This window comes from Pseudomonas sp. GW-45 (assembly GCF_056896675.1).
The window spans coordinates 3,026,841-3,041,052 of record NZ_CM167674.1; the positions used below are offsets into that span (position 1 = coordinate 3,026,841).

26 protein-coding genes are annotated in these 14,212 nt (G+C 56.8%); 16 read left to right on the top strand and 10 right to left on the bottom strand.

The features are described from left to right. The 9 genes from AC1XYH_RS14090 to AC1XYH_RS14130 form a co-directional block, all read right to left on the bottom strand. A complete protein-coding gene (locus AC1XYH_RS14090) occupies window positions 1-324 on the bottom strand; it encodes a hypothetical protein (RefSeq protein ID WP_483323794.1) in 324 nt (107 codons plus the stop codon). Then, window positions 321-836 (bottom strand): hypothetical protein, encoded by a 516-nt coding sequence (locus AC1XYH_RS14095; protein WP_483323795.1) that lies wholly within the window; start codon window positions 834-836, stop codon window positions 321-323. Before AC1XYH_RS14095 ends, AC1XYH_RS14090 begins: the two co-directional genes overlap by 4 nt. Window positions 837-954: 118 nt before the next feature. Further along, on the bottom strand, window positions 955-1,257 hold the full coding sequence (locus AC1XYH_RS14100; protein ID WP_483323796.1) for a hypothetical protein: 303 nt from the start codon (window positions 1,255-1,257) through the stop codon (window positions 955-957). Further along, window positions 1,254-1,658, bottom strand: a complete 405-nt coding sequence (locus AC1XYH_RS14105) for a phiTE_015 family protein (protein ID WP_483323797.1) — start codon at window positions 1,656-1,658, stop codon at window positions 1,254-1,256. The genes AC1XYH_RS14100 and AC1XYH_RS14105 overlap by 4 nt, the downstream gene beginning before the upstream one ends. A gap of 2 nt (window positions 1,659-1,660) precedes the next feature. Beyond that, window positions 1,661-1,864: a hypothetical protein gene (locus AC1XYH_RS14110; protein ID WP_483323798.1), complete on the bottom strand. Its 204-nt coding sequence runs from the start codon at window positions 1,862-1,864 to the stop codon at window positions 1,661-1,663. Further along, window positions 1,861-2,541: a PDDEXK family nuclease gene (locus AC1XYH_RS14115; RefSeq protein ID WP_483323799.1), complete on the bottom strand. Its 681-nt coding sequence runs from the start codon at window positions 2,539-2,541 to the stop codon at window positions 1,861-1,863. The genes AC1XYH_RS14110 and AC1XYH_RS14115 overlap by 4 nt, the downstream gene beginning before the upstream one ends. After that, on the bottom strand, window positions 2,538-3,881 hold the full coding sequence (gene dnaB, locus AC1XYH_RS14120; protein ID WP_483323800.1) for a replicative DNA helicase: 1,344 nt from the start codon (window positions 3,879-3,881) through the stop codon (window positions 2,538-2,540). Before dnaB ends, AC1XYH_RS14115 begins: the two co-directional genes overlap by 4 nt. Continuing rightward, window positions 3,878-4,831 (bottom strand): replication protein, encoded by a 954-nt coding sequence (locus AC1XYH_RS14125; protein WP_483323801.1) that lies wholly within the window; start codon window positions 4,829-4,831, stop codon window positions 3,878-3,880. The genes dnaB and AC1XYH_RS14125 overlap by 4 nt, the downstream gene beginning before the upstream one ends. A 165-nt stretch (window positions 4,832-4,996) precedes the next feature. Next, entirely contained in the window at window positions 4,997-5,236 is a 240-nt protein-coding gene (locus AC1XYH_RS14130) for a helix-turn-helix domain-containing protein (protein ID WP_483323802.1), read from the bottom strand. Between the two features lie 110 nt (window positions 5,237-5,346). On the opposite strand from AC1XYH_RS14130, the gene AC1XYH_RS14135 reads away from it, so the two are divergent. The 14 genes from AC1XYH_RS14135 (at window position 5,347) to AC1XYH_RS14200 (ending at window position 12,521) form a co-directional block, all read left to right on the top strand. Next, window positions 5,347-6,021, top strand: coding sequence for a S24 family peptidase (locus AC1XYH_RS14135; protein WP_483323803.1), 675 nt, complete (start codon window positions 5,347-5,349; stop codon window positions 6,019-6,021). A gap of 76 nt (window positions 6,022-6,097) precedes the next feature. Beyond that, window positions 6,098-6,436, top strand: a complete 339-nt coding sequence (locus tag AC1XYH_RS14140) for a hypothetical protein (RefSeq protein WP_483323804.1) — start codon at window positions 6,098-6,100, stop codon at window positions 6,434-6,436. 10 nt (window positions 6,437-6,446) lie between these two features. Beyond that, window positions 6,447-7,055 (top strand): hypothetical protein, encoded by a 609-nt coding sequence (locus AC1XYH_RS14145; RefSeq protein ID WP_483323805.1) that lies wholly within the window; start codon window positions 6,447-6,449, stop codon window positions 7,053-7,055. A 499-nt stretch (window positions 7,056-7,554) separates the two neighbouring features. Beyond that, window positions 7,555-7,929: a helix-turn-helix transcriptional regulator gene (locus AC1XYH_RS14150; RefSeq protein ID WP_483323806.1), complete on the top strand. Its 375-nt coding sequence runs from the start codon at window positions 7,555-7,557 to the stop codon at window positions 7,927-7,929. Between the two features lie 11 nt (window positions 7,930-7,940). Then, window positions 7,941-8,174 carry a LexA family protein gene (locus tag AC1XYH_RS14155; RefSeq protein WP_483323807.1) on the top strand — a complete coding sequence of 78 codons (234 nt, stop codon included), beginning with the start codon at window positions 7,941-7,943 and terminating at the stop codon, window positions 8,172-8,174. A gap of 30 nt (window positions 8,175-8,204) precedes the next feature. After that, window positions 8,205-8,573, top strand: coding sequence for a DUF5406 family protein (locus AC1XYH_RS14160; RefSeq protein ID WP_483323808.1), 369 nt, complete (start codon window positions 8,205-8,207; stop codon window positions 8,571-8,573). Window positions 8,574-9,208: 635 nt separating this feature from the next. Continuing rightward, a complete protein-coding gene (locus tag AC1XYH_RS14165; protein WP_483323809.1) occupies window positions 9,209-9,502 on the top strand; it encodes a hypothetical protein in 294 nt (97 codons plus the stop codon). Continuing rightward, complete coding sequence (locus AC1XYH_RS14170) at window positions 9,499-9,708, top strand: hypothetical protein (protein WP_483323810.1); 210 nt, start codon at window positions 9,499-9,501, stop codon at window positions 9,706-9,708. The genes AC1XYH_RS14165 and AC1XYH_RS14170 overlap by 4 nt, the downstream gene beginning before the upstream one ends. A gap of 82 nt (window positions 9,709-9,790) precedes the next feature. Next, window positions 9,791-10,186: a DUF1937 family protein gene (locus AC1XYH_RS14175; protein ID WP_483323811.1), complete on the top strand. Its 396-nt coding sequence runs from the start codon at window positions 9,791-9,793 to the stop codon at window positions 10,184-10,186. 33 nt (window positions 10,187-10,219) lie between these two features. Further along, window positions 10,220-10,468 (top strand): hypothetical protein, encoded by a 249-nt coding sequence (locus tag AC1XYH_RS14180; protein ID WP_483323812.1) that lies wholly within the window; start codon window positions 10,220-10,222, stop codon window positions 10,466-10,468. Window positions 10,469-10,502: 34 nt separating this feature from the next. After that, the gene (locus tag AC1XYH_RS14185; RefSeq protein ID WP_483323813.1) at window positions 10,503-11,009 is read left to right on the top strand and encodes a hypothetical protein; all 507 of its coding nucleotides are present in this window, start codon (window positions 10,503-10,505) and stop codon (window positions 11,007-11,009) included. Window positions 11,010-11,045: 36 nt separating this feature from the next. Then, complete coding sequence (locus tag AC1XYH_RS14190) at window positions 11,046-11,249, top strand: hypothetical protein (protein ID WP_483323814.1); 204 nt, start codon at window positions 11,046-11,048, stop codon at window positions 11,247-11,249. An 11-nt stretch (window positions 11,250-11,260) separates the two neighbouring features. Next, a complete protein-coding gene (locus tag AC1XYH_RS14195) occupies window positions 11,261-12,127 on the top strand; it encodes a DNA-methyltransferase (RefSeq protein WP_483323815.1) in 867 nt (288 codons plus the stop codon). Between the two features lie 175 nt (window positions 12,128-12,302). Next, window positions 12,303-12,521, top strand: a complete 219-nt coding sequence (locus AC1XYH_RS14200; protein ID WP_483323816.1) for a peptide chain release factor family protein — start codon at window positions 12,303-12,305, stop codon at window positions 12,519-12,521. 61 nt (window positions 12,522-12,582) lie between these two features. Here the strand turns inward: AC1XYH_RS14200 and AC1XYH_RS14205 are convergent, their stop codons facing one another. Continuing rightward, window positions 12,583-12,744, bottom strand: a complete 162-nt coding sequence (locus AC1XYH_RS14205; protein ID WP_483326435.1) for a hypothetical protein — start codon at window positions 12,742-12,744, stop codon at window positions 12,583-12,585. Here AC1XYH_RS14205 and AC1XYH_RS14210 point away from each other — a divergent pair. Together AC1XYH_RS14210 and AC1XYH_RS14215 are read left to right on the top strand one after the other, a co-directional pair. Continuing rightward, window positions 12,683-13,855 (top strand): Arm DNA-binding domain-containing protein, encoded by a 1,173-nt coding sequence (locus AC1XYH_RS14210; protein WP_483323817.1) that lies wholly within the window; start codon window positions 12,683-12,685, stop codon window positions 13,853-13,855. The genes AC1XYH_RS14205 and AC1XYH_RS14210 overlap by 62 nt on opposite strands. After that, window positions 13,852-14,148, top strand: coding sequence for a phiTE_015 family protein (locus AC1XYH_RS14215; protein WP_483323818.1), 297 nt, complete (start codon window positions 13,852-13,854; stop codon window positions 14,146-14,148). The genes AC1XYH_RS14210 and AC1XYH_RS14215 overlap by 4 nt, the downstream gene beginning before the upstream one ends. Window positions 14,149-14,212: the final 64 nt, after the last annotated feature.

Genomic DNA, 14,212 nt, shown 5'->3' on the forward strand with positions numbered 1-14,212 from the left:
TCACGCTTTGCCCTCGCTCATCAGCTTGTTCAGTCTCGCCCGTACCGGCGCCCCAAGGTCGCCCAGCAAGCTCAGCTCCCGCTCAACCTGAATGCGGTTCTTACGAAGCGTCAGCAGGCGGCGGGCGTTCTTATCAACTGCCTCAAACCGAGCCATACAGTCCATGCGCTCACGCTTGGCCTTGGCCGCCGCCGCTTTATCCTTCTGCTTCTGCACATGCTTCAGCCCACACAGGCCAGTGCACACGTTCTGCATTGGGCGCTGGGCCATGTACTCGGCTTTGCAGGTGACACATTTGCGCTTGCGGGGCTTGAAGTGGATCACGCAGCCACCTTGAAGCCTTCAAACTCGGCCATTTCGGTTAGCCTTTCGGCTGTAAGCGTGGGCCAGTCCTTGGCAATCAGGTGCTCGCAGCAGGCAGCCCAAAACTGCTGAAACTGCTCTTCGGGCATTGAGTCATACGCCAGGCTTTGCGGAATCTTGCACGTGATTGCACCGATATTTGGTAGCTCGAACTCTTGCAGGTCGCAGCACACGCCCGACTCCAACTGGAGCGCTTTAACCGCGCCGTGCGAGTCCAGATGACTGAACCGCTCAATGTTCTGCGTCAGCACTTTGCCGAGACCATGCACCAGTCCGTTGAACTTGCTGTTGCGTGGCTGCTTCAGCTCTGCCCGTATCTTCGTGTTGGGCTTGTACTTACGCTCAGCGAGGATTGACGCATCAGCTGCTGACGCCGCGACGAACGCAGCGCGCTTGTTGCCGGTCGCCGGGTCTACCATCATCCGCAGCAGCAGATAGACCGGCATCGGCTTTGGCTTCGGCTTGCGCTTCATTGGCTCATTCATTCCGGCATGCTCATAATCAGAATGAACAGGACGAACACTATCCAGGCTGCTGAGCTCAGGGCGCTGCCGGGGCTGTCCTTCTCTTCGTCTAGTGGGTATTTGGGGGTCATTGGCTTAGCTCCGTTTCGCGCTCTTGCTCGGGCTGGAAGTCGCCGCGTAGGGGTATAAGATGGTTAGGCGCGCAACCAGTAAGATCACTTACAACAAGCCCGCCTTCTGCATTACGAATCAGCCCATCAGCCCTTACGACCCAAAGCCCCTCTGGTCCCGCCTCAAACTCTCCGTCCTGAACAAACACGCAACCATTCGGCGGAACGTAACTTACAAGCTCGACCTGTCTGCCAATGTTCTGAGTGACCGTGTAAGCTCCAACGATCAACGCCAAATCCCCAACCTTGAGCTTGCTCATACACCCTCCTTGACCGTGATGCCGGTGGCGGAAACGGCGGACAGGAATATCAACTGATCTCCGTTCTCGCTGTCGCAATTCAGCTTCGCAATCGATAGATCACCGTACAGACGCGGCATCTTCCCTGGGTATTGGCAAGCCCACCCACTCCACTGGGGCGGACGTGTCTCGCCGGTAGTCTTGATGCCTGCTGCGTGCAGAGATCGTGCGCAATGATTAACCGCGTTGTTCCAGCAGTCAGATGGCCAGTCCTCGTCTTCGTCTATGGATGGCGGCAACTCCACCACCAGCGCGGCGCGAGAGGCTTTCCAGGCAAGCCAGAGCAGCGACCTCTCTCCGATGCGAAATCCGTTGTCGTCTGCCCATTTCTCAAACTCCGCCCTGCTCTTCTCGTTATCCATGCTCAAGCCCTCCGCTGGAGCTGGACGACAAAGCCCTGCTCATTGATCTGGTATTTGATTCCGGCACCCACGCGGCTGAAGGTGGGCGGCTCTGATCCGCGCTCGTACTCGAAGCCGGGCGGAATGCATTTCTTGGCTGCGTCGATCTTGGCCCGGAGCTCAAGCTGCACACGGGGGATGTGCTGGCGTTCGTTTGCGGGTTTCATGCGCTTTTGCTCCTGGCAGGCTCGGGGTTTGCCGGGTAGCGATTCATAGCCCAGGCAATACCGCGCTCAGCGATTGAGGATGGGTTTCTGTTCGCCAGCTTTGCCCGATTGACAGGCTTGTGCAGCTCGCGAGTTGCGTATTCGCGGTCAGCTCTATCGCCCAGGCCCAGCAAAAACTCATGAACGAGGTGGGAGATTGGGTAAACCCAATCCATATCGCTGGGCTGGATAGCCAGAGTCACTTTCATCCACGCAACGTCACCGGCCGCGGCACGGAAGAGGCGGCCAAGGTCGTACAGGGGGATGTCAAACCAGCCAGCGCGACCGCGCATCATCAGCAGGCAATTGAAGAAGCCGCCGCGGTCGACCTCCGGTTTGCCGATCAGGAAAATTACATGCTTGTCGGTGCGGTCCATGACGTCGGAAGCCTTGCGCTTTTCGTCGTCAGTCGGGTAGTCGCCCTTAACTTCCAGGTAGATTTCCGAAAGCACCAGCTTGAAGTCGGGCAGGTACATGCCGCCCTCTACCGGCAGCAGGTCTGGCTCGTACTGGTACTGGATACCAACGGCATCCATCAGCTTTGCCCACACGGTTTCCGTGTGCGAGCGCATCAGGTACCCGCCATGCTCGAAGACAGTCCGCTTTTTACGCTGGCGGTACAGCATCGCGGCGTTCAAAACCCTGCCTCCATGTCAGAGCCGGGCGACCTGTAGCCCTTGGCCAACGGCACAAACCGAGACTTATCACCCTGGAAGCCGGTGAACGCCGTGCCAATCTCGCCATCACGGTTTTTCCGAATGATGACCTCGCCGATGCCCTTGTGCTCTGATCCGGGGTAATACACCTCGTCCCGGTAGACGAACATCACGATGTCCGCATCCTGCTCGATTGCGCCAGACTCTCGAAGGTCGCTAAGCACAGGGCGCTTGTCGGGCCGCGCCTCGCAACTACGATTGAGCTGGCAGAGCACCACCACCGGAACATTCAGCTCCCGCGCAAGCAGCTTGATCTGGCGCGACATGGTGGTAACGTCATCCACCCTGCCTTTCCCCTCGCCTTCCACCAGCCCCAGGTAGTCGATAACGATCAGATCCAGCCCGCCCATTTTGTGAGACTGGCGGCGAGCAACAGAGCGAATGCGCGGCATCGACATGACAGGGAGGTCAGACACAGCAATCGGTGCGTCTCGCAGCTTCAGCGTGGCAAGGCTTAGCTCTGTGCCGTTTTGATCGCAGCAAGACCCGTCTTTGACTGCCTTCATGGATATGCCGCCGACCGAGGCAAGCAGGCGGTCCATCAGTTGGCCCTTGCTCATTTCCAGGCTGACAACCAAGCAGTTCTTACCTGCCGAGATTGCGACGTTGGTGACGATATTCATGGCCAGCGTGGTCTTGCCCATTGCAGGCCGCCCTGCCAGCACAATCATCTGCCCTGGCTTGAGCCCCATCGTGAACTTATCGATGTCCGCTATACCGGTAGTCAGGCCGTCAATCGTTACGCCTTCCAGCGTTCGCCTGTGGCGCTCTTCCAGAACGTCGACATGCCCGCGGAGAATATCGCCAACGCTCTGGCATTCAGCGTCACCGCCGCCAGCATCAATGCCGAGGATCAACGCCTGTGACTGCGCCACTTTGTCCTCAACGCTGATTTCTTCATTCGCAATGTCAGTGATTGAAGTGGCGGCGCTGATGATCTGGCGAGCCACAGCGCGGTCACGGACGATCTGTGCGTAACGCTTGGCGTTCGCTGCGCTGGGTGTGTTCTTCTGGATTTCGCCCGCGTAGGCCAGCGTCGGGGTGCCGTCGACTAGCTGTGCACGCTCTTCTGCCAGCACAATCACGTCGATAGGACCGCCCTTGTCGTGAACCTGCAAAATCAACCGGTACAAGTCCGCATTGGCGGCGTAGTAGAACGCGTCCGGCGCAAGATCATCGCTAAGCACGTCGATCAGGTGGGGCTGTATGAGCATTGCGCCGATAACGGCGTGCTCTGCTTCCAGGCTCTGCAGGTACATCATTGCGAAGCCTCCACGATGGATCGGAAGTTAGCGCGCGACAGCATGGCCTCAAGCCGCGGCTCGGTATTGCTACCGCGGTAGAACAACTGGTTACGGCGATTCGCTTTGCGAAAGAACGGAACCCAAAACTCTTTGCCGTGCTGCTGTGCTGGTGATTCGTTCCAGCGCTCAACGATCAGGCCACGCAATACCGGGTCATCCGCGCAGGAGACTTTGGCGAAGTTCGGGCAGGCCCTGTGGTACAGGTCGATAATTCGGTCGACAGGCACGTCGCCTTCGTCCAGGGTGTCCAGCTTCTCGAATTCGCGCTTGATCCAGCGGGTCAGGAACGCCTGCCAGTTCTTCTTGCGGTTCTTGTCGTCAAGCAGCACCCACTGCGCAGCGTCGACCAGCACGCGATCAAGGTTCACGCCGGGGTATGCTTTGGCCCAACGGTTGATCACTGCGGGGTCAACTTGGAACTCGTCGTCAGTGAACGTGACTTTCGGGGTTGGCTTTGATTTTCCCAACGTGGGGGATTTATCTTCCGAAGGAAGATTAGGGGGTTTGTTTTTAGTGTCTTTCTTGTGTGTCAGAACTGTCACACTGGGTGTGATCCTTTCGACACACTGTGACGCTTTCGACACACTGGACGGCTGATCAATACGCCATTCACGAGGCTGGCAAACTCCGAGCGGGCTACGACTACCGCCTTCACGGTAGATAACTCGCTGACGCAACAGCTCACTTATAGCGCGAGAAACATTCTCTCGTGCCAGCCCGGTCATTTCGGCCAGGTAGCTTGCAGACACTCTGACAGCTTCTCGGTTGAATCCTATCGTGTGGCGATACAGTGCCATCAAAACGCGCAACTCACGCCCTGACAGGTCGGCAGAGACGATAGCCTCAAGCGTTCCATTGTCCATGCGGGTAAACCCCTGGGGCTTGTTTATCTGAATTACATTGCTCATAATTTCACCTGTTATCTGCACTACCCGAGCCCGCTCTGATCCAGCGGGCTTTTTATTGCCCAAAATTCAGCCCCGCCCACTACTGCCCACTACTGGACAGCCACCCAGCACCACCAACCGACTTTTGAGCGGTTGACGATTGGCGGATACTTTGTGTTGTGGGAGTCATGCGGCTGATTCTTTCAGCGACTGCTGAACCAGCTCGGAAATATCGGGGCGCAATCCAGCAAGAGTGATTTCACCGCCAGAAGCTTTTTGAAGCCTCATGGCTAGTTCTGCAGAAGCCCGTCTATGTCCGCCAGATAGCTGCCACAGATGGCCAACAGTTGTTCTTGCTTCGGCGGCAACGGATTCTCTGCGGGAACTTGGCGCCTGTGCCAGCCAATCGCGTAGATGGTTATTCATTGGGCTCTCCTTTGGTATTGGAGAGAATTTAGCTCATAGCTAATACTTTATCAACCAAATTTAGCCGCGCGCATATTTAGCATCCGGCTAAACCTTGTCAATATATGCATATGGATATTCACGAAATCAGAAAATCAAACCTGCTATTACTACTGGCAGGCAGAAAGAAAGGCGCCGCTGCTACTAAGTGGGAGATGTCGCCATCCCATCTAAGCCAAATACTTTCTGATAAGACTGAAAAGAACTTGGGCGACGACGTGGCGCGCCGGATCGAAGTGAACGAAGGCTTGCCGCGCGGATGGATCGACAGCGCGCAGCATTCTGCTTCGGGCGATAGCTATACAGAAGGCTCCAGCAACACAGAGCCCGGCCCGCCGATCACTACCGCACCTCGAAGGATTGAGATTATGGGCACCGCGCAGTTGGGTGACGGCGGCTTCTGGGAAGGGCTGGATGCCGCAGATGGATGGGTAGAAACATATTCCCGCGATGAAAACGCTTATGCCTTGAGGCTTAAAGGTGACTCTATGGCACCGGCAATACGCGACGGCTGGATAGCTGTATGCGAGCCGGGCCACCGCCTGGTTCCCGGCGAGTACGTGAAGATCACGCTCAGGGATGGCCGCAGCATGGTCAAAGAGCTGCTGTTCGAGAATGGCGAGGCCGTCAGCGTTATGTCGATCAACAGCGCTCACGGCCGCCACAATTTTGAATGGGATGAAATAGCGGATATTCACTATGTCGGCGCGATCCTGCCGCCCAGCAAGGTGCTTTGTTGGATATAGCTCGCGCCGTGCTGGCCTGGGTGCGCGGAAGTTGTAGGGCAGCTAAACTTTGAATCGAAAAACTAAGGAGGGTTTCATGGCTGAAAATAACCATACGATGGAAGGAAGGCTTGCACACCGGAAGTCTGAAAACTTCATCAATGAGTACGTAGATCGGTTCTCAATCACCAACATGATGAATGGTCCGAACCATTTCGTAACGATAGCAATGGGTCGGGACGTGGTTGAGGTCCTTGACGAGCTAATGTCTGATACTGGTCTCACGCCACACAAAGATGGTTTTGAGATTTATCGCAGAAATGTCGCCTCGGTTTCTATCCCAATAGAAGCGGCGGAGGCTCTAGCGAATGCCATTCTTAGACAGATAAAACCTGCAGATTCGGGAGTAGGTGAGGCAGAAGATGAGCAAGGGTAGGTCTGACCTTATGCCTTTGCCCGTAATGCAGGGCGCTTATCACAAGTATGTGAATGAGCCTCAGCGCACCAGCATATCTGACAGTATTGTCAGAGAGCTGGTTGCGGAAGTGTACGAAGCGCAGCAACAGTCCCCTGGGTTCTCTTTTTTGGTAGGTGACGATAGGGCCACGGCGACCATATGGACGCACATAGCCGGGGAGTCTGCCAAAGCGGCTGTTACCGTCGCAGGAAAAGCACCACGTCGACGTGCTGCTGACAAACAACGCAGAAAGGACGATACTGCTTACATGGACTACGTACCGAAAGATCTTCTCGACGCTAAGCTTGAGGCCATTGAAGCCAGGATGGATACCCGCGTTGCGTCCATCGAAGGGAAAATAGACGCCTTCCTTACGGGGCAGGCAGAACGGGACAAAGCTTTCGAAAAAACAACCGACCAACGTTTTGTGCAGCTCGACAAAGACGTTACTAGAATCAGCCAGTCTGCTGACAAAGTAGCTGATCTAGTGAGCGGCATGCGCATAACCATGGCAAAATATCTTGGCGGCGCAATCGTTGTAGGCGCCGTGGCTTCAGCCGGCCTTGGTGTCATCCTTCGGTACGTTATTGCCGGATAGCGCCAGGTAGAAAGAACCCAAGCCCGCCCCGCGCGGGCTTTTTTGTACCCTCCCCCAGCCCGCCTTGTGCGGGTTTTTTATTGCCCAGCTAAATTTATTTAGCTTTTAGCTATTGACATAAGTTTAGCCCGTAGCTAAATTTACTCCCAAGCCAGCAACAAACGGCCCAGGGCTCGACCCGCCGTTCTTTAACAGATCAGGATCTGCGCAAGGTGATCCCCTAACGGGTACAGAGCGCACTACAAACTTCACCTTCCATGCCAGCTCTGGAACTGGCCGTGACTCCATATGCAGTCACGCGAAGTCACGCAGGCTAGTCGGCAGTGCCCTGAACAGTATCCAGGGGCGCAGACTTGAGATACGAATCCAGCAAGAAAGCGTGATGGAGATACCCGCAAGGGAGCCAAACCGGCGTGGCATGTAACGCCGGCAAGCAATAAACAGATTTCTATATGCACCTTGGCAACAGGGTGCATGTGGGAACAACCGAGGATCAATCATGGAAACTATCGAACACCAAGGCTGGCAGGGCCACTTGGGCTTGGGCCTTACTGCTCAACAGATACGCTGCCTGATCACCTGCATGCTCGGCAACAAGGACAAAGAGACGGCCCGTGTGCTTGGCCTGTCGCACACCACGGTCAAGACGTACATGAACCGGTCTCTGTGCAACCTTCGCTGCTCAAGCCGGGCTCAGCTCGTCGCAGAGGCCATGCGCCGCGCAATCATCACCCCGCTGCTGCTCATGCTCGCCATATGCATGATGGCAGTACAAGCCACCCCCGACCACCAGCCAGTAACACGTAACCGCATTGTCCGAGTAAAGGGCGGCGGGCGTCGTGATGACGTGGTGAGTGTGTTTCGGATTTGTTGAAGGAGAGCGGAATGGCTATTCAGAACACCAAACCAATAACAAAGCGTCAGCGCGAAGTGTTGGAATTTATATCAACGTTCGGCAGAGCGCGCGGCTACCCGCCAACGAGGAAAGAAATAGCCAGCCACTTTGGTTTTGCCTCTAACGGTGCTGACTGCCACGTCAAAGCGCTTGCAGATAAGGGCTATCTGGCGCACGAGAAGAACACGGCTCGCGGAATACGAGTGATCCGCGTTCCGGCTTAGCTATTTGTTGATAACGGAAGGAGAAGGGAAATGGCAGCTGAATCAGATGTGATGAATTACGACCCGAACATGACGCTTTGCGGCCGCATGGCAAAGCAGACAGTACAGCTCACCTTCGCTATGTGGAAATACCGCGCCACGATGGAGGTTGAGGTTGGCGGCAATTGCACGGGCCTAACCGTGATCGACTGCGCCGTGGGAATGGCTTACGACCAGCTGGAGCAGAAGCCATTCCTAAATGATCAGTGTAAACGAGACGGCTATGCGGCGATTCTGATGCCCAGCATAGAGGACGACGATGTTCTTGAGGCGACCGACGAAGAGCTGAAAGGCGATGACTGGCTGAAAGACATGCTGATTGGAGCTGAAATTCTAGCGATACGCCCAGACACCAAGTAACCCATCGCCCTTTCACTGAGAGGGCATCTGGAAGGGCTGTGAACCGCAGTTGATCGCGCGGAATTAGGCTAGCGGGTAGGGAGTTGTGCGCAACACAGCTCTTCCGCGCCTCCGGTTTGCCCCGGACAGTCCTTCCAGATGTAACCAGCCAGAACGTGCACACCGGTTACCTGCCAGCCCAGCACGGGGCATTGAATACGGCGGGCGGGCCTTTCGAGGCCTTGGTTGCATCACCCGCTTATGCGGATCGAGCATTCTCGGTCGGGCGGGTTCAAGCGGCACCAGCTAAGAGGTGTCCAATACCCCTCGGGAGAGGCTGTATTGGAATGTCGGCGGGGCAAGAAAAAAGCAGCACTAGCTTGGCGTGCTATCCCAACCCCGGAGGGAGCCAAGCAAATAGTCTGGACCGACATTCCAATACATCTTCAAACGGCGAGCGGCCGCCTATCACTGCCGCGATCAACTGGAGGCTAACCCATGTAAACACGATGCTCGGGGCGGCCTCTTAGAGCCCCAAGGCCTGCAAGGAAAGGCGGCTTCGGTCGCCTTTCTACTTATTTACCCCTCCCCCTTCCAGTGTCCAGAAGCATGCACGCCATGCCTGTGGGCACAACTCAATGCTGCAAGGAGCCAACATGCTGACCAAAGAACAGGCCGTCAAATTCATGGTTTACCGGATACTCATGCTGGAACAGGCCAGCACGCTCGAAGACCTCTATGAGCTGGAAGAGTGGGCTAATAAAGACTTGAAGTACATACGCAAGCAAAGAGCCATGCTGCCGGTCGAGATTGGCGGGGTCCGGCGTGAAATAGAGCGCACCTTAAACAAGCGCGCCAGCGAGCTTGAGCGCGAAGCGCGGGCGGCAAAAAACTTCATGATGGCCATGGGAGCGCTAACCCGGCCACAGCTGCACGGCAGCCGACCATGAGCGCCAGCATCCACCAGGCGATCGTCGAAATGAAACAAGCCACCGGCGAAACGTCGTTCATGCTGGAGCTGCCCGACGGCAGTTCGCTGATCTACATCGGCGCCGATGAGCCAGACGTAATGGGCGCCGTTGTGCAAAGCGGTGCCAAGGTTGCCCAGCGGCATGCCCGCCAGCGCCAGCAGAGGCCGACACCATGCTCAGACTGATTCTTTGGGAATGCGCGGCCTTCCTCGCGTTCTGGGGCTCCATTCTCGCAGGCTTCGCCGCCGTCACCTCAATAGGTCAACTATGAATAACCAATCGATGCCGGTGGTGTACGTCGCCGGCCCCTATCGTGCAGAAACCCGCGCCGGCGTTACCCTCAACATACAGGCCGCGCGCGCCGTCGGTCTTGCCGCCATCCGCAAAGGCTGGTCGCCCATCATCCCCCACGCTAACACCGGTGACCTGGACGAAGCAGACCCAGACATTGGCGACCACTTCTGGCTGGCCGCAACGCTCGAGCTGATGCACCGCTGCGATGCTGTTGTGCTCTGCCCGGGCTGGGAGAGGTCTGCAGGCACCCTCGCAGAGATCAAATCAGCCCGCAGCAGGGGTATCCCGGTGTTCGTAACCTGTTGTGCGATGCCTACCGGCGAAGAATGGCGCCAGCAGGAGCTGGTCGAGATTACCGCAGAGGCCTAACCCACCCTCCCCGTTAAGGGGTATGGAGACGCAATGGCAAAGTCAGATGCCGAGCGCCAGAAAGAGAAACGGGCGCGCGACAAGCTGAAAGCTGAAGAGCGCCGCGCCCGCCTGCTGGCCTACAGCCTCAAGGTTGAGGTGTACCAGGGCACAGCAGACCACATAGAGCGGATCAAGCAGGTAACCGGCATCGACGAGGTGCATGACCTGTTGACCCGCGCAATCCACAACATCAGCCGCCTGGACGACGCAGCGTTGCGGGAATTTCTCGCAAGGCCGTAGCGTCACGGCGGCGTGTCACGAAAGGCAGAAAGCCATGCTTATGCAACACGCCATCCCCGACCACCTCGTTAAAGCCCAGGCCATGATCGACGAAGCGATGCGCAACAGGCGGTCAGGGCATAAACCAGAGCCAACGTCAGCACCGCACAAGCCGTCTGGCATCGACAACTTGCACGCCAATATGAAGGTAGCCATTGACGCAAGATCGGCGAAGAACAAAGCAATGCGCGCCGATCTGGCGATCCAGATGAAGCCTTTAGCTGGCGTTCTATCAGCAGCGGAGATAGCCGCAAAGGTTGGCAAGTCTCAAGGGCTTGTGCGCAAGGCCGCGAAAGAGCACGGAATGGATCTGAATATCGGCAGCGGTAAAGGTCGCCGCCCTGGCCGCGCCGGCCCGAGTGATGAGCAGATAAAGCAGATGCGAGTAAGCGCCGCTGGTGGGTCAACGATCAATGATGCAGCTCAATGGCTTGGAGTATCGAGAGGCACTGTGCAGCACTGGGCCAACAAGTACGCCATCACCTTCGGCAATAAGCGCTGAGCTTAACCCCACCCGGCCGGCTGGCCAGAGGTATCCATGCCATACACCGAGCTATCACCGGCAACACTGGCGATCTGCAGTACCCACTATATCGAATCAGGCAAGCGCAACGGCTGCCGAAACTGCCCGCTCTGCGTTGAGTGCTTCAAGCCGGTACCGCTGAATTATGACGCGATGGGCGAGCATAACCGCAAGGTCAACGCGATAGCAGAGCAGCAATCTCTGGACGCCACCGCATAGCCGAGGCAACCATGAACCACCAAATAATCATAGGCGACTGCCTTGAGTCGCTGAGGGCGATGCCTGCGTGCTCGGTTGATTGCTGCGTGACCAGCCCGCCGTATTTCGGATTGCGCGATTACGGAATGGATGGGCAGCTTGGGCTTGAGCCAACGCCTGACGAGTTTGTCAGCGCGCTGGTTGAGGTGTTCCGCGATGTGCGGCGGGTGCTGCGCGACGATGGCACGCTTTGGCTGAACCTCGGCGATAGCTACTGCTCCACGGCCCCGGGAACAAAGAACGCTCCGCAGTCAAAGGGCAGCGAGAAAAATCCTGAACAATGGGCCAACTCTCGACCTAAGACGCCACCGGGTTTGAAGCCAAAAGACCTGATCGGCATTCCGTGGCGCGTTGCCTTCGCTCTGCAGGCGGACGGATGGTATCTGCGCCAAGACATCATTTGGAGCAAGCCTAACCCTATGCCCGAGAGCGTCAGGGATCGGTGCACTAAGGCCCACGAGTACATCTTTCTGCTCAGCAAGGGTCCGCGTTACTACTACGACCACGAGGCCATCAAGGAGCCGGTAGCCGCCAGTTCGATTGCCAGGCTCGCGCAGAACGTGGCGGCTCAGGCAGGTAGTGACCGAGTACCAGGCAAAACGAACGGCCCAATGAAGGCAGTACGGGCGAAACGGGACAGCTTCAAGCGCGAAGGATCCAAACGCGAGCAGGTATTACCTGGGCAGCGAGCCGGAACGCACCGACCCGACAGAGCGGAAAGCAACTACTCGCTTGATATGCGAAACAAGCGCAGCGTCTGGACGGTAACCACCAAGCCGTTCAAGGGCGCGCACTTCGCCACATTCCCACCTGATGCCGAACGGCAAATGGTGCCCTGAGCGCGACACCTGCAAGCGCTATCTGGCGTTCACCCAATGGGACCGCGGCGTTGTGCCGGACTATCGCAGCATCAGAGTAAACATGGGCGTGCCGGACTGTCGGCATAAGATCGAAGCCGAACCGCAATAACCCCACCCCACTTTGGCACCACCCTACACGCCGGGAGGCATAGCAATGTCCAAATCAAAATACAAATGGGAGCCGTGGCCGCCGCAACCTACAGCCGGGATGCTAACCGGAAACATCCCAACCGGCGTGAAGGTTACCGACACCGAAACCGGGCATTTTCACTGCTGCAATATATTCCGCTCGCAGCACCAGAACCTTGAAAGCGCCATCGATACGCTTAAAGCAGTAGACAGCGCGGCGCACGAACTGAGCCGGGAGGCATGACAGATGGTCAATTACAAAACCGTGAATCAGTTTTCCGCCGAAAGCGGCTACACTGAGGCCGCTATTCGCGCCAAGTGCGCGGACGGAACATGGCCACAGGGTATCGTGTGGCGGAGGGCGCCGGACGGTAAGCCGTTGATAAGTGTGGAAGGGTATAACTCATGGGTGGAAAACGGAACGGCGTTAGGGCGGCGTCAAAGTCGAGCATTGAAATCAGTTTCATGCTCGATGGTGTCCAATGCCGCGAACGTATCCCGCTTGAGCCCAGCCCCGCTAATCTGAAGCGTGCTGAGAAGCACAAGGCCGCAATCGAGCTGGCCATCTACAACGGCACCTTCGACTACCCTGCAACATTCCCCCACTCCAAGCGCGCCCAGCGCATCGGCTATAGCTCCGGGCAGATCCCGCTTGCTGAATACCTGACAGCGTGGCTCGACCGCAAACGCTCCCAGCTCAAGGCATCCACGGTTGATGGCTACCGCAAGATCATCGACGGCGTACTGATACCGCAGTTGGGCAGTAACCCCTTGGTCACGCTCACGCGCAAGCAGATCAAATATGTATTGGTCAGTATGGACGCGGGCAACAAGCGGCTGGCCAACGTGCAGAGCTGCCTGCGGTCGGCACTGAATGACGCCATTGATGACGAGCTGATCGAGGTCAACCCGCTGGCGGGCTGGACGTACTCAGTTAAGGGTAAGCCAAAGGCAGAGGATGAGATTGACCCGTTCAGCAAGGAAGAACAGGCGGCGATACTGTCAGCGGCCACCGGGCAGTACCGAAACCTGCTCCAGTTTGCATTCTGGACAGGGCTCAGAACTTCGGAGCTGGTCGCGCTGGAATGGGGAGATATTGACTGGATAAGGGGCGAGGCGCGCATCAGTCGAGGGCTGACCAAGGCGGCCAAGGAAGCAGAGTTGCCGAAGACGGCGGCGGGCATTCGTGACGTGAAGCTGTTACCGATGGCGCTGGATGCATTGCGCGAGCAGAAGCAGCACACATATATAGCAGGCGCGGCTGTGTTCCATGATCCGCGCTATGACAAGCCATTCGACGGCGACCAGGCTATCCGCAAATCATTCTGGATTCCGGTTATCAGAAAGGCGAAGGTGCGATACCGCAACCCATACCAGACCCGGCACACCTACGCATCCATGATGCTGTCAGCCGGCGAACATCCGATGTGGGTAGCAAAACAGATGGGGCATAGTAGCTGGGTGATGATCGCCCGCGTCTATGGCAGGTATATTCCGACCGATGGCGACACGTCAGGCAGCAAAGCGGCAGAGCTGTTTGGGACGCCGGTTCAAATCCCTAGCGAGGAGTCAGCATGAACATGACAGAAATGCAGGCACAGTTTGAGTCCTGGTTTGAAAGCATCAACCATTGCCGGCCGGTAATTACGTTTGGCGGACAGTCGCATTGGTATTCAGATCCAAAAGTAGAAGAGGCTTGGTCTATATGGCAGGCCTCCCGTGCGTCGATAGCAGTCGAGTTGCCGATGAAATTTAACGGGGATCACGGGGGTGATGCGCACCACGCTGACATTTACGATGGAGCGCTCGATGAGTGCGCCGAAGCTATAAGAAAAATAGGCTTTTCAGCAACATTTCAGCAACATCGTTGATACAGCCCATTAAATACGGGAATAGAACGGGGGTTCAAATCCCCCCGGCTCCACCAAATATACA